Raw genomic sequence first — 21,796 nt, forward strand, 5'->3', positions numbered from 1 at the left:
AAAACTTTTTATTTATAATAAATTAAAAAGGAATTTTTATTTTTTCTTTAATTTTTTCTTCGATTTTCTCTTTTGCCATCTTTTTTGCTTCGTTTTTTCTCTCTTCTATCTTGGTTTGTAATTCCTGTTTTTTCTTTTCTAAAAATTGGACATATGTATTTAATTCTAAAAGATTTCCTTTGAGATCTTCTTCTATAGAAATAAAACCCTTTAAAGAATCTTCATATTCTTGGAATTTTTCTTTAAGTAAGTTGTTTAGTTCTGAGTTGAGTTTACCTTTAGTTTCTTCTAACCAGTCAACCATTAATTTCTCTATGACTTCGGAAACAAGTTCATCTAAGTTACTGCTTATCTTAAAGTCATAATTTCCTAATTCTGAGACTAAATAGCTTACTTCAATATCTACAGGATTTTTTGATAGGATATACTTGAGGAGAGCCCCAATTTTATCTTCTTCTTTTAAATCTATATCAACACTAAAGAGATGAAGAGATAAACTTCCTTCTGCTTTATTTGAAGGATTAAAAGCAAGTTTACCCTCAAGATTGTAATTTCCTTTTATCTTTCTAATTCTAAAAGCTTTTATCTCTTCTTCTAAAAAAAACGGAATATTTTTTGCATTAAAATTGAAAGCCGCTATTTTTTCTCTTTTGTCTCTTTTGTCTATTAAACCAGCTAACTCAATTTCTTCTATATTTTTAATTCTTTTGATAGAAAATGTGGTAGGACTATTTATTAAATTCTGATCACTCGTTATATGTTTAACCTTTATCCCATAAAGATTCCTTTCCGCAACACTCCCTAAAGAAACATCTATATTCTTAATCCAGAATTTCGGGAGAATTGTGGTTGGGAAAGTAACGTCTCTTCCATAAGCTCGTAATACGAGTTCTTTTCCTTCTCTTCTTTTTATCATCGGCTTTAATTTTTCGAAATAATAAATCCAGATTTTAAATCTATTATGAATTTCTTTTGTATATCTTTCTATAATAGGTCTAAGGATTGAAGTTACTATTTCTTTTCTTTTTTCTGGGGATTTAATAAAAGAACTTAGGTATGAGTAATCTGATTTAATAGTATTCTCAATTTTCTTTTTATCTTCGTTGACAATTCCGAGGGCCTCTTTTAGTTCTTTATAAGTATTAGAAAATTTGCTTTCTAAGAGTTTTATTTCTTTATATGCGTCTTCTACTTTGTTGTAAGAATTTATTGCTTCTTCAACTGTTTTTATCTCTTCTACTTTTATTGTTTTTATAGGTTCTATTATTTTAGGTAGCCCTTCTATCCCCTTTTTTTGCTTTGCTGAGTTTTCTTTCCATTTATCTTCTAAGCTCTTATATTTCTCTACGAGCTCTTCTAAAAGTTTTGGAGATTTAATATTTTTCTTCTCCCTTTCTATAATTTCCATAACAACTTTTTTCGAATCCTCTAAGAAAAACTCTCCAAAGCTTTTTGGTATTTCTATAGCTGGGCTTGTTTTTTTCTTTCTACGGGTAAGAGCTCCAGAGGTTTTCCTCTCTGTATCCCATCTAATTTCCTGAAATTTAACATTGTTGATTATAACTTTACCTCTTATTAGTTTTTGAAGGTCAAGATGAATTTCGGTTTCTCCAAGTTCGAACAAATTCCGAAAAGGTTTTCTACAATTTGCCACTTCAAGAGATTTAAAATTAATTCGTCCCTCAAAGATGTTAAAATTAAGGTCTCTAATATCTGCTTTTGCTTCAAAGATGTTTTCAAGGCTTCTTTCTAAACCCCTTTCAATTAGCCTGTCTTTAAAGAAAGCGTTAAAGAGAACCACAGTTCCGAGGAAGAATCCCAAAAGGGTAAGCCTACCTTTTAGAATAAAACCTTCGTTACTTTTTATACTCTTTGCTATTTTCTTTAACCTTTTTATATCTTTAGTTTCAAGATTTTCTTTTACCTTATAAACACCTTCTTCATTCTTATAAAACACCTCCTGAATAAAGTTTTTGTATTCATGGATATAAAGTTTATTTAAGATCTTTCTTTTGAAATCTTCTTCGGTGAATGAGCCTCTAAATAGTTTGGGAATTTTCTTTAAATTCTCCATATTATCTGATATTTTCGTAAAATCTTACGGCTGTGCTGAAGGTGTTTTTAAGGTTTGTAATAAGGGGTTGTTGAAGGAGAGCTTGAATAAATTTATTATTTGCAACCCTTTCTCTCAATTTATCTCTATAAACATCAATTAGGAATTTTGATAAAAAATAAATGGGTAAAAATAGGAGGACTCCCAAAACAAATCCTCCCATAACTATAGAATTATAATATTTGGTTAAATAGAGGAATGGATTATTAAAAAGTTTTGTAAAGAAGTTAGATAAGGAAGGAATGGTTAAAATCGCAAAACCAATTTTGTCTAAAAGTGGGTCTAAAAATTTAATAGGGAGGCTAAATATGGCAATAAATATGAGTTCTATTGCTTGATTTAAATTAAGAAAGAAAGTTAAAATAAAGATAGAGAGCCAAAGAATATTTGTCTTTGGAATCATTGCCAAAACGAATGCAAAAGAAATAGATAATGCAATTCCAGAAGATTTTTTATTTGAATTTATCGCCACGAAAATTTTCGCAATCCAATTAATAAGCATATAAATTAAGTGTATAAATTTTTATTTCTCTGTCAAGATACACTTAAAGCTCTTATTATTGAATAAGATAAATAGGGCTTGACATCTTAGTTGAAAAGCATATAGTAAAAGCATTAAAAATTTTAAAAAGGAGGATTTATGAATAAATTGTTAAAATTTTTTACTGCAGCATTTATCTTAGGGATTAGTTGTAAAGGGCCTGAAATTACAGGTGGGAACATTCATCTTCAAGAAGGAAGACCTGATAGGGCTATTGAACAGTATAAAAAATCAATAGAGAAAGAACCTAATAACACAACTCCAGTTGTTGGGGTATCAGTAGCTTCTTATATGAAAAAAGCTTATAAAGATGCAGTTTTATATCTTGAAAAGGCAATCGATATGGATAAAGAGAAGACGGAGAAAGATCTTAGAGATTATGAAAAGCTTTTAAATACAAAGTATTTGAAATGGCAGATTTATTATAATGGAGCTGTTGAAAATTACAACGAGAATCCCAATAAAGGAATTGAGCTTGCAAAAAAATCTTTAGATGTTTCTGACCCCGAAAAGGTTTCTTTAAGTTACTGTCTTTTGGGAAGAATGGTTTTAAATATGGGAAAAGTGGATGAAGCAGAGAAGTATTATGAAGAAGCAATTAAAGTTTATAAAAATAATGTTGAACCCTACATATACTTAGGCAGATATTATTTAACAACAAAAGAGACAGAAAAAGCCCTTAAGTATTTTAATGAAGCCTTGAAAGTGGATTCTACAAAGGTTGAGGTTTATGAACTAATTGGGCAAGCTTATCTTCTTAAGAAAGATTATAAAGGAGCAATAAAATCGTTAGAAGGAGCGTTGAAAGTTATTGGAGAAAAACCCACAATTTTTTACAACCTTATGGTTGCACATTATGAAAGTGAGAACTACGATGAGGGAATAAAGAATGGGAAGAAGGTAATAGAGAAAGGGGGTGTGGACCCCACGGTTCTTAATAATACTTATAATCTTATTGGGCAAATGTATATAAAAAAGAATGAGTATAAGGAAGCGATAAATTTAATGAAAGAATGTATAGATAAGGGAATTAACGACTGTAATGCTTATTCTCTAATGGCACAAGCTTATTATAAATTGGGGCAGATAAAAGAATCTAGCCTCTGGTCAAAGAAGTGGGAAGAATGCGAGAAGAATAAATAAAAGGGTAATTTTAAATTCTATCTCAAGGGATAAGCAAATTGCTTATCCCTTATTTTTTGAACTTATTTCTAAGATACTCCTCCAATTTTTTATTTGCCTCTTTTATTATATTAAATGTTTTTCTACATTCTTCCAAACTTTTCCCAGCAGGATCTTCTATTATATACTCTTTTTCTTCCCTTCTAAAATTTCTTAAGAAAACCACTTTATCCATACTTTCTGGGAAAACCTTCATTATATATTTTTTCTGAAAATCATCCATAATTAGAATTAAATCTGCCCATTCTGTTAAAGATTTTGTTAAAAGAGTTGAGGAAAAATTTTCGAAAATTAAATTGTTTTCCTCCAAAACCTTCTTGGCATCTTCATATAAATCCATTCCTCCCAGTCCTAAAATTCCTGCTGAGCGAATATTAACTTTTTTAAGATCGCTTAATAAATTTCTTAAATGTATCTCTGCCATAGGACTCCTGCATTTATTAGCGGAACAGACAAAAAGAACATTAAATTCTAAATGCTCTCCAAGTTTAACTTCTTCCCCTACAATTCTTTCTATTTTCAAAATAGAGACATCACCCTTTCTTTGAATTATAATTGAGTTATCTGAAATATCTAAAACAGTCGAAGCTTTTCCGCTTCCAGGTTTTCCCTCTATTTTTTTATCAAAATAAATTTTAACGTCTTCTATTTTTTTAGGAGTTTCTTCACCACTGATATTTGCACTTGTTGCAACAAGAGGTAGTTTATTTTTATTTATGAAATTTCTTAATTCTTTGTGATTGGGAATTCTTATCCCTATTTTCCCCTCTTTTGAAAGGACCCCAGGGGGTAAATCTTTTTTCCCTTTTAAAATAAGAGTTAACCCTCCTGGAAGAAGTTTCTTGAGCTTTTCAAGAACAGGAGGAAGTTCCTCCACCCATTTTTTTATTTCTTCTACATTCCCAAGAATAAGTTGAAAGGGTTTATCTTGAGGTCGTTTCTTTATTTTTTTTAATCTTTCTACACACGAAGTAGATAGGAAGCATCCAATCCCAGGAATGGTGTCTGTGGGGAAAAGAAATACCTCCACTTTTTTTGTTTCTTTTTTCATTTCACCAAAAATGGTGTTGGGACAAAAGTCAAGATTAATATTAAAAAAGAAATTAAAGCAATAATCTTATGTTTCTTAGAAAGAGGAGATATTGTGTCAAGTGGAGAGGGATGTTTAAAACCAATAACGAGGAAAAGGATAGCCCAAACTATCCATCCAATCCAGAAAAAACTTAATAATATTGCTATACCAAAAACAATCCAACCTACTATCTTGCTTTTCTCGTTAATTAAGGCGTATAATATGTGTCCTCCATCAAGCTGCCCAACGGGAAGTAAATTTAAGGCTGTTATGAAATATCCAATCCAACCTGCAAAGGCTATTGGATGTAAAGAGATGTCTTTTCCTTCTGGCAATGTATGAAAATATATCCTTGTGAACAGCTTAATCAGAATGGAATCTCCAAGTGTTAATCCTCCCTTATAATCTGAAATACTCACGGGTTCTGAAAGATGAAGACCTATTAATAGCACAATAGTAGAGACAATAAAGCCAATTATTGGGCCTCCTGCTCCTATCTCTATTAGAGAGTTTCTATCTTTTATTGGTGATCTCATTTTAATTATTGCCCCAAAAGTTCCAATTAAGTGTGGAGCTGGAATGAAATAAGGTAAAGAGGCATCCACATTGTTTTTTCTTGCCAAAAGATAATGCCCGAGCTCGTGACTTCCAATGATTAACATAATTGATAAGGAAAAAGGAATCCCTTTAATAATATTAAAGATTGGGGAAAAGGGATTCACTTCCAACTGAAGAGCTCCAGCAATTAACGTTGTTATGAACGTCATTATTAAAAGTAAAAAATTTATCCAATCTTTTCTTTCTTTTTTCTCAGGTAGTGGAATAAAAGTTAATGAGATTCCTTCTCCTTTCCTTCTAAAACTTACGAAAAAATCCAAAAGTTTTACTTTTTCTTTTATATATTTTAATGCTTCTTCTTCTGGGATCTTTAACTTTCCTTCCAAGACAAAAGAAAAATGCTCTGTTTTTGAAGCTTCTATTTCTAAAACTTCTTGTAATAACTCTTCAATCTTTTTGTGAAGACTTTCCATTACATTCTTAAAGGAGCTGAAACTCCTAAAAGTTCTAATCCTTTTTTTATTACATTTCTTGTTGCATTTGAGAGAAAGAGTCTGGGTTCTATTAATTCTTTATCACCATCTAAAATCCTTATATTTTGGTAGAGATTATGATAAAGTTTAGAGAGACTAAGGAGATAATGAGTGATGAGGTGGGCTTCTCTTATTTTTGCGGCGTCTTCCAAAATTTCTGTAAATATTGGGATTTTCTTTATTAAATTCCATTCCTCTTTTTGCTTAAGTTTTGAAAGTGCTTCTTTTGAATCTATAGGATAACCTCTATCCATTGCAAGCTCAAGAAGAGAAGAGATTCTAGCGTGACCATACTGGACATAATAAACAGGATTCCTCTCAGATTCCTCTTTTGCAAGTTCAAGATCAAAGTCCATGGGGATGGAAGATTTCTTTAAAAGATAAAAGAATTTCACAGCATCAATTCCAACCTCGTCTATTAGTTCGTCCAGAGTGATAAAAGTTCCTGCTCTTTTTGACATTTTCAGGGTTTCGTTTCCTTTTTTAAGAGTTACCCATTGCACAATTTTTACTTCAAGATTGTTGGCTGGATATCCTAATAGTTTTAAACTCTCCTTAAGCTCTGGGATATGGTCCTGATGATCTGGACCAAGTAAATCAATCAAAAGATCAAAATTTCTATCAAATTTGAATCTATGGTACGCAATATCAGGAACGATATAAGTCCATGTGCCATCATTTCTTCTAAAAACTCTTTCTCTCTTCCCAGCTACAAACCATAGTGCACCTTCTTTTTCTACAAGAGGATTGGGAGTTATTTTTTTAAGGTCTGAGATAACTGCTTCTACTTTCCCATCTTCAATTATTTTAGATTCTCTTATCCACTCGTCAAAATGAATGTGCAATCTTTGAAGAGTCTTTTTTATCTCCTCCAGCATATAATCTGCCCCGAACTTTCCATAATCTTTAATTCCTTTATTAATTGCTTCTTTAGCAATTTTTTCTATATAATCACCTTTATAAGCATTTTCAGGATATTGAACCTCTTTACCTTTTATTTCTTCTATCTTGAGCTTAATTGACTCGCCAAGATTTTTGATTTGATTCCCTGTATCATTTACATAATATTCCCTTTTCACATCAAATCCCTGAGATTGAAGTATCCTGGCTAAAGCATCCCCGTAAACAGCCCCACGACCATGAGCTACAGTTAAAGGCCCTGTGGGATTAGCAGAAACAAATTCAATTAGAACTTTCTTCCCTTTTCCTGAGTTTGTTTCCCCGTAATTAGGATTTATTGCCTCGGCTAACTCTTTAAGCCAAGCTTCTTTTTTTATTTTAAAATTTAAGAATCCTTTTATCTGAAAAACAGACTCTGTTATATCCAAGTCCAATTTTCCAAGGATTTCTCTTGCGATTTTCTCAGGATTGCTTTTTAACTTTTTAGCTAATGGGAAGGCAACATTCACGCTATAATCCCCCATTTTTTCATCTGGAGGATAAAGAATATCGAATTCTATTTCTTCTCCAAATATATCCTTTGTTATTTCTTTTATTATTTGTTCAATTTTATTCCTCATCAGGAAACTCCTCTTTTGTTACATCTCCCCATAAACGTTCAAGATTATAATACTCTCTTTGCTCAGGTTGAAAAACATGAACTACAAAATCTATATAGTCCATTAGAATCCATTTTGCCATTTCATATCCTTCTATACTATGAGCAATCTTTTTTTTCTTTTTTAATTCTTCGGAAATGGCGTCTACTACCACTCTTGATTGAATGTCGGAAAAGGCAGTGCAAATTATAAAAGCTTCAGTCAAATCTGTAACTTCTCCAACCTTTAATTTAACAAGATTTTTGCATTTTTTTTCTTTCATTTTTTCAATAACAATTTTAATAAGATTATTGGTGTCCTCCACTTAACCTCCTGTCTTTTAAGACTTTTTCTGGTAAAACCTCTTTATAATCTTTTCCAAGTAAAATTAAAACGTGGACACACATATTAGAATCTATACTTGTAGAAGTCAAGTCTATTCCAAGGTTAGAGCTGACAATCTTTGCCCATTCTTTTTCCTTCGATAAGCGGTCTATTACAACTGTTTTTTCTTGTTTTTCTTTTGCATTGGCATAATTTATCACATCAAATCCCTTGCTTCTTAGATAATCTGTTGTAACCCTTGCAAGAGCATCTACGCCACAAGCATTTAGGACTTCCACTTTTATGTTATGATAATCTATTGGTCTAACTATTTTGTTACCGAAAGAGAAAAGGAATAATCCAATAAAGAACATGAGAATTAAAGTTAGAATTGAAAAATTATTTTTAGATTCTTTCGCCACTTTTAACTATTGTTCCTGAAGGGATTTCTTTATCGACAAGATAGACAAAAGGTTCTAAGATACAATTACTCCCAATAATTGATTTCCCTCTTAAAACAACATTTGGATAGATAATTGTGTCCTTCCCCACCATAACTTCGGGTTCTATAAACACAGTATCAGGCATAATTATTGTAACTCCTTCTTCTTGAAGAGCTTCTATTTTTTTTCTTCTTAAAATATCGGTTACCTCTGCAAGATCTCTCCTTGTATTAATGCCCTTTAGTTCCCAAGAATTCTCTATAATTACCCCTCCAACTTTTCCTCCAGCTTCTTTTATAAGAGAGATAACATCGGTAAGATAATACTCTCCTTGAGCGTTGTTAGGGGTAAGGAACTTTAAAGCTTCTTTGAGTTTCGGGATAGAGAACACATAGATTCCACCATTTACTTCTCTGATTTCTTTTTGAGTTGGAGTGGCATCTTTTTCCTCTATAATCTGGATTATCTCTTCTCCCTTTCTTATTATTCTACCATAACCTTTAGGATCTTCAGGGAAAAAAGTCATTATAGTCGCATCATTATTTTGTTTTTTATGATATTCTAATAATCTAATAAGGGACTCTTTCATTAGAAGTGGTGTATCACCAGACAGAACAATAACATCTCCTTTACACTCCTTAAAGGTTTTTAAGGCAATTGAGACAGCAGCCCCTGTTCCTGTTGGTTTCTCTTGAAATGCATAATTTATCCCTTTAAAAATTCCTTTTAAAACCTCTCCATCTTTTCCGTAAACAAGAGTGATGGATTCAGGGGAAAGGCTTTTTGCAAGATTAATAACCCATTCGATTATAGGTTTTCCCATTAATTCATGAAGCACCTTTATTTTTTTTGATTTCATTCTTTTGCCTATTCCTGCAGCAAGAATTATTATGTGGGGAACCATTATTATTTTTTTTCTATTTTCAAACCAATAATTGCAAGTTCTACAGCTTCTTCTATTCGTTCAACAAAGTGGAAAGAAAGCCCTTCTTTATATTCTTCAGGGATTTCCACAAGGTCTTTTTCATTATCTTTTGGAAGAATGATGTTCTTTATCCCTGCCATTTTAGCTGCAAGAACTTTTTCTTTTACTCCTCCTATTGGTAGAACTCTACCTCTTAGAGTTATCTCCCCTGTCATTCCGTAATCAGGGGAGACTGGTTTTTCTGTAAATAAAGATATAAGAGCCACTGTTAATGTAATGCCCGCGGATGGACCATCTTTAGGAATGGCGCCTTCAGGGATGTGAATATGAATGTCTTTATTAACAAATTTATTATAATCAATGTTAAATAGTGAAGCATTAGATTTGATATAAGAAAGAGCGGCTCTTGCGGATTCTTTTAAGACATCACCCAACTGTCCAGTTAATATAAGTTCCCCTTTCCCATCCATTATTGTTGCTTCTACAAAGTGAATTGTTCCTCCAGCAGGGGTCCATGCAAGTCCAGTAGCAACACCAATAGAAGGCTCCTTTTCTTTTTCTTCTCCGCGGAATTTAATAGGTCCCAAATATTCCTCTAACGAATCTTCAGTTATTTTGAAGAAGGTTCCTTCTCCCTTAGCGACTTTTCTTGCCACTTTTCTACAAACTTTTCCAATTTCTCTCTCCAAGTTTCTAACTCCAGCTTCTCTTGTATAGTTATTTATTATTTTTTTTATCGCCTCTTCTGTAAATTCTATTTGTTTCTTTTTTAAACCGTTTTCTTTTATCATCCTTGGGATTAGATACTTAGTAGCAATTTTAAATTTGTCAAAAGCCGTATAACCAGGCATTCTGATAATCTCCATTCTGTCTAAAAGAGGTGGAGGGATTGTGTCGGTTATATTTGCCGTGGTTATAAACATAACGGAAGAGAGGTCAAAAGCCACTTCTAAGAAGTTATCTCTAAAGTTTGTATTTTGTTCAGGATCAAGAACTTCAAGTAAAGCTGAGGCAGGATCCCCTCTAAAGTCTTTTCCAATTTTATCTATTTCATCCAGCATAAAAATGGGGTTTTTTGTTTTTAGTCTTTTTAAATGTTGGATTATTCTACCTGGGAGTGCCCCTATATATGTTCTTCTATGTCCTCTAATTTCAGCCTCATCGTGGACACCTCCCAAAGAGAGACGAGTAAATTTTCTCCCCATGGCTCTTGCAATTGATTGCCCAATAGAGGTCTTACCAACTCCAGGAGGGCCAACAAGACATATTATGGGACCTTTTGTGTCTTTTTTGAGCTTTCTCACAGAGAGGAACTCTATTATTCTTTCTTTTACGTCTTGAAGATTATGATGATCTTCATCTAAAATTTTTTCTGCCTTCTTTATATCCGTATTATCCTTTGTTTTCTTTTGCCAAGGTAGATCGCACAGCCAATCAAGATAATTTCTAATAACGTTGTACTCGGGAGAATGAGGGGGGACCATTTCTAATCTATTAAGTTCACTTAAGGCAGTTTCTTCTGCTTCTTTTGTCATCTTTGCCTTTTTTATTCTTTCTTTATATTCTTTAATCTGAACTGCAAGAGGATCTTCTTCTCCAAGTTCCTTCTTTATTTCTTTAAGTTGCTCTCGGAGAATTGCCTTCCTTTGGCTTTCAGTTAGTTCCTTTTGAACTCGCCCTGAAATTTCACCTTGAATCTTTGCCCTGGCGAGAGTTTCGGAGAGAATTTTTATGAGTTTTTCACACCGCTCTTTAACATCTAAGGTTTCTAAAAGATCTTGTCTTGCAGAAATATCTATTTTTAAATTTCCGCTAATAAAATCTACGAGGTTTGAAGTATCTTCTATATTAAGGGCAACTGTAACTATTTCTTCAGGGAGATAAGGGGAATACTCCACAAATTCTTTGAAGATATTTAATAATCTATTTTTGATGGGTTCTATTTCCTCTTCGTTAACGGGTTTCTCCTCTACTTTTTCTACTCTTGCGGAAATATAAGGTTTTTCCTGGACTATATCTTTGATCTTTATTCTTCTTAAACCTTGAGCAAGGACCCTTATGCTCCCATCAGGCACTTTTATCATTCTAATAATTGAAGCCATAGTCCCATACTCTTCTATGTCATTTGGGGTAGGATTCTCCAAAACTTTGCTAAGGAAAACACCTATAAGTTTATCCTTATTAAGGGCGTCTTCTATTAACTTAATGTAATGTTCCTTTTCTACCGCAATGGGTAGAACCATTGTTGGAAATAAAACAACTTTTCTTAAAGGTAGTATTGGCAAAACAGTAGGGACTTCAGAAATAAGCTCTTCTATAGAAACTCTTCCATTCTCTTCCATTTCTTCTCCTATTCTATCTCTATTATTTTTTCCTTCTCAGGAGTTTTAGGGAGAATTATTTGAATAAAACCTTCCTCTTTTCTCACCATAGCTTTTTCTGGTTCAGTGATAGGATAAGGTAATTTAATTCTCCTTTCAAAACTTCCAAAAGGAATCTCCATTGAGAAAAACCTCCGATTTTCTTCTGAAAATGGATCTTTTCTCTTCCCTGAAATAGTGAGGATTCTTCCTTCTATTGTTATTTTTATATCTTCGCACTTTACTCCCGCTGCTTCCACAAGGACAATGAGTGAATCTTCTTTCTCAAATATATTTATAAGAGGATGCCAGCCCCATTTATACGGAATTCCTCTCACAGAATTCATAAAATCGTTTAAAAGCAAATCCATTTCCCTCTCAAACTTTTTTATTTCATCAAAAATATTACCCATTTTCCCCCCTTACTATAATTTTTTCTCCTACCTTTACTCCTAAGAAAGATGCTGCGCTTTTTCTGTTTAAAGAGATTTCTAATTTTCTAAAGCCATCATTTACAAGAGCAATAAGTTCATTCTCCTTCCCTTCTGAGTAATTTTTTGATAGACCCTTAATCTTTATTCCTTTTATCTCTATTTCCATATTTTTCTTAATTTTATCTCCATTTATATTAGAAATGAGATTCCCAAATCTGTCTATGTATATCACCTCCCCAATTATTTTATCTTTTTCTTCCTTAGGCTTTGGAATTGAAATTCTAACAGGATCCTTTATTTCTTCTCCTAAAATTTCCATTTTTTCTCCTAAAGAGAGCCTCGCTGCAACTTCAGCAAATAGCTCTCTTCCATCGAAGGTATTGGATTTCCTACCGATCTTTTCTTTTATCTTAAAAACGGAGGAAAGGCCAGGAGTAAGAACTCCATTATCAGGACCTACAAAAAAATGCCCATCTTTAAAAGAAAAAATTGCTCTTCTTTTGCTCCCCACAGTTGGATCTACTAAAACAAGATGGACGCTTCCAGGGGGAAAGTATTGATAGGTTTCTCCTAAGATGAAAGAAGCAGATACTAAATCTCCAGGTGCTACCTCATTTGTAATATCAATAAACTTAACAGAAGGATTTATTTTCAAAATCACTCCCTTTACCATAGCTACGTATGGATCCTTTATTCCAAAATCTGTAATAAATGTAATCAAAGACATACAATAAAAATATACACCATAAAAATTAATATGCAAGGGTAAAATAGCTTCTCAATGTTTCTTATGCATCAACAACCATTCATATATTTCTTTGTTTTCGTAAACCTTGTGGATAGAATGTCCTTCCCCAGTGAGTTTTGTATATTTAACTTTTCCACCTACCTTTCTTAGAGCTTCTACCATCTCTTCGGTTTTCTTGGGAGGCACAATCTTGTCCAAAGCCCCATGGAACGCCCAAACCGGAATCTCTTTCATTGCTTCAATATTTTTGGTACTCCACCATCCGCATAAAGGGATTACTGCTGCAAAGTATTCTGGATGTTTCATTGCAAGCATCCAAACTCCACATCCTCCCATACTCATTCCAGTTAAGTAAATTCTTTTTTCATCAATTCTATATTTGCTTGATAGTTCTTTATATAAGATAGGGAACCAATCATCTTTACTCCAATTTCTGTCTGGAGGGCATTGAGGAGAGACTACGATAAAAGGAAACTCCCATCCTTTACTTATAAGATGAGGAGGCCCATACTTTTTTATTTTTTCTAAGTTATAGCCCCTAGAAGATTTACCATGAAGGTAAACCAAGAGAGGCCATTTGTTATTATCCTCTTTTTCATAATCTTTTGGTAAATATAAAAGATATTTGTAAAGAGAATGCCCTTTTGTTTCAATTTCCCTAATCGGAGCTCTGGAGAGATTCGGATTTATACAATTTGATAGTTGTAAAAAGAGGAAGAAAAGAAAACCCTTCACTGGTTTATTCCAGATTTTCACTTTATTCACCTATTATTTTAATCAAAACTCTTTTTTTTCTCCTCCCATCAAATTCTCCATAGAATATTTGTTCCCATGGGCCAAAATCTAATTTTCCATCAGTGACAGCCACAACAACTTCCCTTCCCATAATTTGCCGTTTTATATGAGCATCAGCATTATCCTCAAAAGTGTTGTGTTTATAAAGAGATGGGGTATAAGGGACTTTCTCCTCAAGCCATCTCTTGTAATCCTCATGAAGTCCTTTCTCGTCATCATTTATAAAAACGCTTGCTGTTATATGCATAGCATTCACAAGGCACAGACCTTCTTTTATTTTACTTTCTTCCAAGGCTTTTTCTACCTCAGGAGTTATATTTATAAATTCAACCCTTTCTTTAGTATTAAACCATAATTCCTTTCTATAACTTTTCACTTTCACCTCCTTATTCAGGTTTTATTTATTCCACTTATACACCGGTATAAGAATAATAAATTTACTAAGCAAAAAATCTTTATCTATATTTTATCGATTTTTCTTATTGCTCAAGGATTTTTTGTAATAAAAATAATGCTTTATCTCTAAAGAACAAGCCCCAGTTAGGCATTCTAATTAAGTGGAAGAACATGGCTCTTTTTCTCAACTGATAGAAAATAATTGCTTCAACGTTTGTATTCTAAAGATATAACCATCTTTTTATTTTCTTTAATGTGAGATGTGGTTTCCCTTTCCAGCCTGCGTTTTCTTTTAAGAGCATCTTTTATAGCTCTTAAATTTCTGAACAACCTTTTTGAAGTTATCTCTATCGATAAATAAGATTTATATTTCGATAGTAAATGCTATTTTTCCTACTTTTGCTATAGCCCTTCTAATTTGGTTTCTCTTGGGGGCTATGGGATATTAAAAATAATTTTAGGGAAGAGCTGGGCAGCTAATCCAACTCAGTGAAAGACAGTGGCTAATATGATACAAGTATAATGAATCTATTGGCATCTTTAAACCTATTCTTCAATAGTATCGTTTTTAATTGTAGTATTCCCTGTATTTGTTACCTATCTCCATCACTTAAAAAGGACTTTCAGGATACTCGTAATAAATAAGATTACAATGAAATCTCTGGTGAGATATTTCACTGTTTTTGCTATCTTTTTAATACTTTCGTTACCCTTTAAACTGGTTCTAACTAAGAGGACTTTCTTCTTAATACTAATTTGTTCCTTGCCTATGATTTCTTGCTTCCTTTTAGACTTTTACTCTTACCTTTATAATATTTCACTCACAACTTTAAAATATCTCCTTATTTGGGCTTAAGAAGATGTTTTTTATTCGAAAATATGGCAATATTTTACATATAAATAAAAAAGAATATGAAATCTTAAAAGTCCAATGGCAACTATTCGCAAATCGCCTTTATCTTTGATTTCTAAAATATGTGTCCAAGCTTTTGATTGAATCACTTGACAATTTTTATAATTGTATTTAATGTTGATTAAAATATTGAGGAGGAAAAATGAAAAAAGTAATAATTATCTTATTAATTTTTCTCTTTAGTGTTAATCTCCTTTCGCTTTTTGCTCAACAAGTTGTTTCTGTGAGTCCTACTAAGAATTCCATTAATGTCTCAAAAAACACGAACATATCTGTTACCTTCGATAAGGAGATGAATCCTTCCACGATAAACGAGAGCACATTTATTGTTTATTCCTTTCGAAAAGGGTTACAAGCAGGAACTTACAGTTATGAATCTGGAACAAAAAGAGCGACATTCGACCCAGCTAATGATTTTGCTGTAGGAGAAATAGTCTATATCATCCTTACAAAAGGGATTGAAGATACAGGAGGTAATCCTTTAATTAGTCCCTATGAATGGTGTTTTACTGTTCTGGTGGATGGGGGAAGTGGGGCTTTTGGAGGGAAAGAGTACTATAGTGTAGGAGATGGTCCTTATTCTGTTTTTTCTTCGGACTTAGATGGTGATGGAGATATGGACTTGATTTCGGCAAATTATTTTTCTGGCACTGTTTCTGTTTTAAAGAATAATGGTAATGGGAATTTTGGAGAGAAAGAGGACTATTGGGTAGAATATGCTCCTTATTCCGTTTTTTCCTCTGATTTAGATGGTGATGGCGATTTAGACTTGGCTGTTGCAAATAGTGGTTCAAACAAAGTTTCTATTTTAAAGAATAATGGGGATGGGAGTTTTGCTCCAAAGGTGGACTATGGAGTGGGGAATGGTCCTTATTCTGTTTTTTCTTCGGACTTAGATAGGGACGGTGATATGGACCTTGCGGTGGTAAATGGAAATTCCAACAATGTTTCTATTTTAAAGAATAATGGGGATGGGAGTTTTGCTACGAAAGTGGACTACGGAGTAGGAAGTAGTCCTGTTTCTCTTCTTTCCTCTGATTTGGATGGTGATGGGGATTTAGACTTGGCTGTTGCAAATTTTGGTTCTAACAATGTTTCTATTTTAAAGAATGAGGGGAATGGGGCTTTTACTCTAGGAGGGAACTACAATGTGGGATATAGTCCTTATTCAGTTTTTTCCCAAGATTTAGACGGGGACGGAGATTTGGACCTTGCTGTGGCAAATAGTGGTTCCAACAATGTTTCTATTTTAAGGAATAATGGAGATGGGACTTTTGCTACGAGAGAAGACTACGATATAGGGGGTACTCCTTATTCTATTTTTTCCTCAGACTTAGACGGTGATGGCGATTTAGACTTGGCTTCGGCAAATAATTTATCTGGCACTGTTTCTGTTTTAAGGAACAATGGGGATGGCACTTTTGCTCCGAAAGTGGACTATGAGGTAGGAGGTTATCCTATTTCTATTTTTTCTTCTGATCTAAACTCTGATGGTGATTTAGACCTTGTTGTTGCGAATTGGGCTTCCGACAATATTTCGGTTTTGTCCAATCTTCAACCACCAGAGGTTGTTTCTGTAAACCCCACTAAGAATGCTCTTAATGTCTCGAAAAACACAAATGTCTCTGTGACATTTGACAAGGATATAGACTCTTCTACGATTAATAATACCACATTTATTGTTTATTCCTTAGGAAAAGGATTACATACCGGAAGCTATACTTACAACGCGGAAACAAAAACAGCGACATTTGACCCAGCTAATGATTTTAAGGTAGGAGAAATAGTAACAATTGTTCTTACCCCAGATATCAAAAATACAAATGGCGATACTTTAGCTTTTCCTTATGAATGGTCTTTTACTGTTGAGGTAGATGGAGGTAGTGGGGCCTTTGCTCCGAAAGAGGACTATGGAGCAGGAATTGATCCTTGTTCTATTTTTTCCTCTGACTTAGACGGTGATGGGGATTTAGACTTGGCTGTGGCTAATTATCTTTCTGACAGTATTTCTATTTTAAAGAATAATGGTAATGGGACTTTTGCTACGAAAGTGGACTATGGTGTAGGAGATGCTCCTAAAACCGTTTTTTCTTCTGATTTAGATAGGGATGGAGATTTAGACTTGTCTGTGGCAAATAGTGGATCCGGGACTGTTTCTATTTTGAAGAATAATGGAGATGGGACTTTTGCTCCGAAAGTGGACTATGGTGTGGGAGATGCTCCTATTGCTATTTTTTCCTCAGACTTAGACGGTGATGGGGATTTAGACTTGTCTGTGGCGAATCGGGGTTCTCAGAATGTTTCTATTTTAAGGAATAATGGAAACGGCATTTTTGCTACACAAGAGAACTATGATGTGGGAATTGATCCTTATTCTATTTTTTCCTCTGACTTAGATGGGGATGGGGATTTAGACTTGGCAGTGGCAAATTGGGGTTCCCATACTGTTTCTATTTTAAAGAATAATGGAGATGGGACTTTTGCTTCGAAAGTGGATTATGAGGTGGGAGATGCTCCTACTTCTATTTTTTCCTCTGACTTAGACGGTGATGGCGATTTAGACTTGGCTGTGGCGAATCAGGGGCACGACAATGTTTCTATTTTAAGGAATAATGGAGATGGGACTTTTGCGGAGAAAGTGGACTACGGAGTAGGAAGTAATCCTACTTCTATTTTTTCCTCTGACTTAGACGGTGATGGCGATTTAGACTTGGCTGTGACGAATATTGCTTCTTACGATGTTTCCATTTTAAAGAATAATGGAGATGGGACTTTTGCTCCGAAAGTGGACTATTGGATAGGTGGTGATCTTGTTTCTGTTTTTTCCTCTGACTTAGACGGAGACGGAGATTTAGACTTGGCTATTGCAGATCAGTATTCTGAGAATGTTTCGATTTTACGTAATCTTCCTTTACTAGAGGTTGTTTCTGTAAGTCCCGTTAAGAACGCTCTTAATGTCTCAAAAAATACGGATATCTCTGTTACATTTAATAATGATATGGATGCCTCTACAATCAATGATACCACATTTATTGTTTATTCCCTGCAAAAAGGGTTGCAAGCAGGAACTTACAGTTATGAAAATACAACAAAAAGAGCGAGATTCGACCCGGCTAATGATTTTGTTGTAGGAGAAATAGTCTATGTCATCCTTACAAAAGGGATTAAGGATATAGGAGGGAATCATTTAAATAGTCCCTATGAATGGGCTTTCACTGTTAAAGCGGATGGAGGAAGTGGGACTTTTGCTCCGAAAGTAGACTATGGAGCAGGAATTGATCCTTGTTCTATTTTTTCCTCTGACTTAGACGGTGATGGCGATTTAGACTTGGCTGTGGCGAATCAGGGGTACGATAATGTTTCTATTTTAAGGAATAATGGAGATGGGTCTTTTGCAGAGAAAGAAGACTATGATGTGGGAGATGCTCCTAAATCCGTTTTTTCCTCAGACTTAGACGGTGATGGCGATTTAGACTTGTCTGTGGCTAATTATCTTTCTGACAGTGTTTCTATTTTAAAGAATAATGGTAATGGGACTTTTGCTTCGAAAGTGAACTATGGTGTAGGAGATGGTCCTTATTCTATTTTTTCCTCTGACTTAGATGGTGATAGCGATTTAGACTTTGCTGTGGCGAATAATCTTTCTGACAATATTTCTATTTTAAGGAATAATGGTGATGGCACTTTTGCAGAGAAAGAGGACTATGATGTCGGGAATGCTCCTATTTCTATTTTTTCTTTTGACTTAGACGGTGATGGCGATTTAGACTTGGCTGTGGCGAATTATCTTTCTGACAGTATTTCTATTTTAAAGAATAATGGTAATGGGACTTTTGCTTCGAAAGTGAACTATGGTGTAGGGGATGGTCCCGCCTCCCTTTTTTCCTCTGACTTAGATGGTGATGGCGATATGGACTTGTCTGTGGCAAATTTTGGTTCTGGCAATGTTTCTATCTTAAAGAACTATGGTAATGGGAATTTTGCTGAGAAAGAGAACTATAAGGTGGGGAGCGGTCCTCAATCCGTTTTTTCCTCTGACTTAGACGGTGATGGGGATTTAGACTTGTCTGTGGCGAATTATCTTTCTGACAGTATTTCTATTTTAAAGAATAATGGAGATGGGACTTTTGTTCCGAAAGTGAACTATGGTGTAGGAGATGGTCCTACTTCTATTTTTTCCTCTGACTTAGACGGTGATGGGGATATGGACTTGGCTGTTGCGAATATTGGTCCCAACACTGTTTCTGTTTTGTTGAACAATAACTCTTTTATTACTGTTATCTCTCCTAATGGTGGAGAGAACTGGAGAGTGGATAGCACTTATAATATTACCTGGGGTTCTTTAGGCACGAGCGGAGCGGTCAGAATAGAATACTCTATAGATAAAGGTTCAAATTGGGCAGAAATTATTGGAAGTACCGAGGATGACGGTAGTTACTCCTGGACAATACCAAATGCACCGTCCGATAGTTGTCTTGTGCGAGTAAGTGACATTGATGGTGAGCCTTCAGACGTAAGCGATGGATTATTTAAGATTTTACCTCTTTCAACGGTTCCAGAAGATTTGCCGGAAGTTTATTCAATGAGTGTAAAGGCAATTCTCACTGGTAGAAAGTTTGAAGTGAGGTATTCTCTTCCCGTGAAGGCTTCTGTTAGATTTGAAATATATGATATAAAAGGTGCAAAGATAGAAGAAATTATTGAAGAGAAACAACGAGGATTTTACTCAAGAGAAATAGATATGGCTGGTAGATCAGCAGGGTTATACTTCCTTAAGATGGAGGCTAACGGAGGAGAATTTACCAAAGTAAGGAAGGTTGTGTTAATTAATCGTTATAAATAATTCTCCCGAATACCTAATCCTAAGACGTAACTTTCTTCAGAAAGTGTCATTTTTTTAATACGGAAATTTTTACCTTTTTGATACCCATTGCGTGATCAGGTTTTTTAATATATATTGAGCCGACAGGTTACTCCCAACAGTAATACCTCTTTTATCCTTCCGCCAGGTCCCCACATTATGTCCGTACCTTTAATTATCCGATCGACGCTTCTGCCAAAATAAAGGTTTGATTATGGATTTTTCGGTTTTTTCAATATCTTCTATTTTTCAACAAAACGGATTTAAACTTAAAATTTTTCTCAGTTTATCTCACACATAAAGGTTGCAACAACCACTACATATTGGGAGCATTTTGCCTCTATATATTTATTTTCTGATTTTTCTAACTTTTTCTCCATTCCAGATTTTCAAAAAATTGGATTTTGTTAGTTCGCCTAATTCTGTCAAATATAAATTAATGACGAGCGGGAAAGAAGCTCTTCCGTCGGTGAAATAAATAAGTCTCTTTGCTACATATGAAGAAAATTTACTTCCTAAAAAGAAGGAATATTCCAGAAATCAGCTTTTAGACTTTCTTTTTTTAAAAAGACAAAGGATTTCTTTTTCAATAAGGATTTCGCCATTTAAAAATTATAATTTGACCATTGTTTTTGTTAAGATTTAGATGCTTTTAAGATTTTCTGAAGTAATATCTTTATTTTTGTTTTTTCTTTGTAGCATAGGACAGAGCAGAGAATTATAAATGCGAGTAATCTTTGATATAGAGCATTACCAAAAAGGGTTGTCAAGCATAATAGTGCGATACCTAAACATAGGTCTGATAAAATTATTTTTAAATTGTAATTTACTGGTAAGAGCTTATTCCCAACAAGGTAAGAGAATAAGGCAAAGAGAAAATAAGAAAATAATGTTGCGAAAGAAGCTCCCATTATACCCCAAAAGGGAATCAGGTAAAGATTGAGGGCAATGTTTACCAGGAGTGGAGTAAGGGCGATAGGGACAAGTAGACCTGTTCTTGATTTTATATAAAAAGGAGCTGTAAAGATTTCCTCAAGACCAAAGAAAATGTAAGAGAGAGCAATGATGGGAACTATTGATTGAGCTTCCCAGTATTCTTTTGCCACCATAATTTTGAAAATTTCTGGGGTAAAGAACGAAAGGATTGCCCAGAGAAAAAGAGATAGCCGGACAAATGTGATGGCAGAGTTAGCAAAGGCTTCTTTTTTACGAGGATTCTTGAAAAAGAATGGAGTCCAGGAGGCACGAAAGCCATGAACAATTATCCCCATTACGGTACCGAATTGATAGCCAAGAGTATAAATGCCTGCTTCAGAAAGTCCAAGGATCAATTTTATTATCCAGCGGTCAATTAATTCCAGACCTATCCATATTATGAAGGATAAGGGTAGGAGAGGTAATCCATAGGATAAAAGATTTTTTATTTTAGTCCATTTTATTTTTAGGGTAAAGCGAGAATGTATTTCTGGATAAAGGATAAAAAAGAATATAGAGCTACTGAGGAGATTACCGAGGAGAACTCCACCAATGCCTAATTTTAATTTTAAAACAAAAAGAATATTGAAAACAATGTTCGAGAGAAATCTCAAGGTGTTAATTGTAACAAACTTTTTTGATTGATTTTTGATTCTTAAAATTAAGAGAGCTGGTTCAAATAGAGTTTCTATCCATATTGTTAGAATAGCAAGAGAAATAAGGTAACCTTCGTCAGGTTCCATTAGGAATATTGCCACTTGTTCAGAATAAATGATTAACAGAAGAAGAAAAATAGAAGTGTAAATTAAACGAAAAATAAAGAATCTAGTGAAAACTTCGTTCTCTTCCGCGTTTTTTTCTGTTATTTGTTTAAGTAGAGCGTCATTTAATCCGAGTGTAAAAAGAAGAATCAATATACTGGATAATAAATATATCATAGCAATTTTCCCGTATTCTTTCTGAGTGAAAGTGTGAGTATAAAGGGGGATTAAAAAGAATCCAATGGCTCTTTTTAAGAAAAGCCCAATTCCATAAATTATTGTTTCTTTAAAAAGTTCTTTTACGCTCCCAGAATTTTTCAATAT

16 protein-coding genes are annotated in these 21,796 nt (G+C 34.0%); 2 read left to right on the plus strand and 14 right to left on the minus strand.

Translation table 11 applies throughout. The features are described from left to right. Nucleotides 1-22 precede the first annotated feature (22 nt). Together ABIN61_02570 and ABIN61_02575 are read right to left on the minus strand one after the other, a co-directional pair. On the minus strand, nt 23-2,074 hold the full coding sequence (locus ABIN61_02570; GenBank protein MEO0293090.1) for a TIGR03545 family protein: 2,052 nt from the start codon (nt 2,072-2,074) through the stop codon (nt 23-25). A gap of 1 nt (nt 2,075) precedes the next feature. Beyond that, a complete protein-coding gene (locus tag ABIN61_02575) occupies nt 2,076-2,615 on the minus strand; it encodes a TIGR03546 family protein (protein ID MEO0293091.1) in 540 nt (179 codons plus the stop codon). 138 nt (nt 2,616-2,753) lie between these two features. Between ABIN61_02575 and ABIN61_02580 the strand changes: the two genes are divergently transcribed. Next, the gene (locus ABIN61_02580) at nt 2,754-3,797 is read left to right on the plus strand and encodes a tetratricopeptide repeat protein (GenBank protein MEO0293092.1); all 1,044 of its coding nucleotides are present in this window, start codon (nt 2,754-2,756) and stop codon (nt 3,795-3,797) included. A 49-nt stretch (nt 3,798-3,846) separates the two neighbouring features. Here ABIN61_02580 and ABIN61_02585 read toward each other — a convergent pair whose 3' ends face one another. Genes ABIN61_02585 through ABIN61_02635 form a run of 11 tightly spaced genes read right to left on the minus strand, consistent with a single transcriptional unit; the run spans nt 3,847 to nt 13,942 of the window. After that, complete coding sequence (locus ABIN61_02585; GenBank protein MEO0293093.1) at nt 3,847-4,887, minus strand: L-threonylcarbamoyladenylate synthase; 1,041 nt, start codon at nt 4,885-4,887, stop codon at nt 3,847-3,849. Next, the gene (locus tag ABIN61_02590) at nt 4,884-5,939 is read right to left on the minus strand and encodes a site-2 protease family protein (protein ID MEO0293094.1); all 1,056 of its coding nucleotides are present in this window, start codon (nt 5,937-5,939) and stop codon (nt 4,884-4,886) included. Before ABIN61_02590 ends, ABIN61_02585 begins: the two co-directional genes overlap by 4 nt. Beyond that, nucleotides 5,939-7,519 carry an arginine--tRNA ligase gene (gene argS / locus ABIN61_02595; GenBank protein MEO0293095.1) on the minus strand — a complete coding sequence of 527 codons (1,581 nt, stop codon included), beginning with the start codon at nt 7,517-7,519 and terminating at the stop codon, nt 5,939-5,941. The genes ABIN61_02590 and argS overlap by 1 nt, the downstream gene beginning before the upstream one ends. Further along, the gene (gene rsfS / locus ABIN61_02600; protein ID MEO0293096.1) at nt 7,509-7,862 is read right to left on the minus strand and encodes a ribosome silencing factor; all 354 of its coding nucleotides are present in this window, start codon (nt 7,860-7,862) and stop codon (nt 7,509-7,511) included. Before rsfS ends, argS begins: the two co-directional genes overlap by 11 nt. Further along, the gene (locus ABIN61_02605; GenBank protein ID MEO0293097.1) at nt 7,846-8,283 is read right to left on the minus strand and encodes a LytR C-terminal domain-containing protein; all 438 of its coding nucleotides are present in this window, start codon (nt 8,281-8,283) and stop codon (nt 7,846-7,848) included. The genes rsfS and ABIN61_02605 overlap by 17 nt, the downstream gene beginning before the upstream one ends. Further along, a complete protein-coding gene (locus ABIN61_02610) occupies nt 8,267-9,208 on the minus strand; it encodes a sugar phosphate nucleotidyltransferase (protein MEO0293098.1) in 942 nt (313 codons plus the stop codon). Before ABIN61_02610 ends, ABIN61_02605 begins: the two co-directional genes overlap by 17 nt. A gap of 2 nt (nt 9,209-9,210) precedes the next feature. Next, nucleotides 9,211-11,571, minus strand: coding sequence for an endopeptidase La (lon, locus tag ABIN61_02615; GenBank protein ID MEO0293099.1), 2,361 nt, complete (start codon nt 11,569-11,571; stop codon nt 9,211-9,213). A gap of 8 nt (nt 11,572-11,579) precedes the next feature. Next, nucleotides 11,580-12,002, minus strand: a complete 423-nt coding sequence (locus ABIN61_02620; GenBank protein ID MEO0293100.1) for an Hsp20/alpha crystallin family protein — start codon at nt 12,000-12,002, stop codon at nt 11,580-11,582. After that, nucleotides 11,995-12,750: an SAM-dependent chlorinase/fluorinase gene (locus ABIN61_02625; GenBank protein MEO0293101.1), complete on the minus strand. Its 756-nt coding sequence runs from the start codon at nt 12,748-12,750 to the stop codon at nt 11,995-11,997. Before ABIN61_02625 ends, ABIN61_02620 begins: the two co-directional genes overlap by 8 nt. 51 nt (nt 12,751-12,801) lie before the next feature. Beyond that, a complete protein-coding gene (locus tag ABIN61_02630) occupies nt 12,802-13,536 on the minus strand; it encodes a prolyl oligopeptidase family serine peptidase (protein ID MEO0293102.1) in 735 nt (244 codons plus the stop codon). Then, a complete protein-coding gene (locus tag ABIN61_02635) occupies nt 13,529-13,942 on the minus strand; it encodes a secondary thiamine-phosphate synthase enzyme YjbQ (protein MEO0293103.1) in 414 nt (137 codons plus the stop codon). The genes ABIN61_02630 and ABIN61_02635 overlap by 8 nt, the downstream gene beginning before the upstream one ends. 1,075 nt (nt 13,943-15,017) lie before the next feature. On the opposite strand from ABIN61_02635, the gene ABIN61_02640 reads away from it, so the two are divergent. Further along, entirely contained in the window at nt 15,018-19,718 is a 4,701-nt protein-coding gene (locus ABIN61_02640; GenBank protein MEO0293104.1) for an FG-GAP-like repeat-containing protein, read from the plus strand. A gap of 653 nt (nt 19,719-20,371) precedes the next feature. On the opposite strand, the gene ABIN61_02645 is transcribed toward ABIN61_02640, so the two are convergent. After that, the gene (locus ABIN61_02645) at nt 20,372-21,793 is read right to left on the minus strand and encodes an oligosaccharide flippase family protein (protein ID MEO0293105.1); all 1,422 of its coding nucleotides are present in this window, start codon (nt 21,791-21,793) and stop codon (nt 20,372-20,374) included. Nucleotides 21,794-21,796 lie beyond the last annotated feature (3 nt).

This window comes from candidate division WOR-3 bacterium (assembly GCA_039804165.1).
Classification (GTDB): domain Bacteria; phylum Hydrothermota; class UBA3072; order UBA3072; family UBA3072; genus JAFGHJ01.

Bases quoted from the DNA above. Each gene is read 5' to 3' on its own strand.
- ABIN61_02570 (MEO0293090.1), bottom strand. From the start codon at position 2,074: ATGGAGAATTTAAAGAAAATTCCCAAACTATTTAGAGGCTCATTCACC.
- ABIN61_02575 (MEO0293091.1), bottom strand. From the start codon at position 2,615: ATGCTTATTAATTGGATTGCGAAAATTTTCGTGGCGATAAATTCAAAT.
- ABIN61_02580 (MEO0293092.1), top strand. From the start codon at position 2,754: ATGAATAAATTGTTAAAATTTTTTACTGCAGCATTTATCTTAGGGATT.
- ABIN61_02585 (MEO0293093.1), bottom strand. From the start codon at position 4,887: ATGAAAAAAGAAACAAAAAAAGTGGAGGTATTTCTTTTCCCCACAGAC.
- ABIN61_02590 (MEO0293094.1), bottom strand. From the start codon at position 5,939: ATGGAAAGTCTTCACAAAAAGATTGAAGAGTTATTACAAGAAGTTTTA.
- argS (MEO0293095.1), bottom strand. From the start codon at position 7,519: ATGAGGAATAAAATTGAACAAATAATAAAAGAAATAACAAAGGATATA.
- ABIN61_02610 (MEO0293098.1), bottom strand. From the start codon at position 9,208: ATGGTTCCCCACATAATAATTCTTGCTGCAGGAATAGGCAAAAGAATG.
- lon (MEO0293099.1), bottom strand. From the start codon at position 11,571: ATGGAAGAGAATGGAAGAGTTTCTATAGAAGAGCTTATTTCTGAAGTC.
- ABIN61_02620 (MEO0293100.1), bottom strand. From the start codon at position 12,002: ATGGGTAATATTTTTGATGAAATAAAAAAGTTTGAGAGGGAAATGGAT.
- ABIN61_02625 (MEO0293101.1), bottom strand. From the start codon at position 12,750: ATGTCTTTGATTACATTTATTACAGATTTTGGAATAAAGGATCCATAC.
- ABIN61_02640 (MEO0293104.1), top strand. From the start codon at position 15,018: ATGAAAAAAGTAATAATTATCTTATTAATTTTTCTCTTTAGTGTTAAT.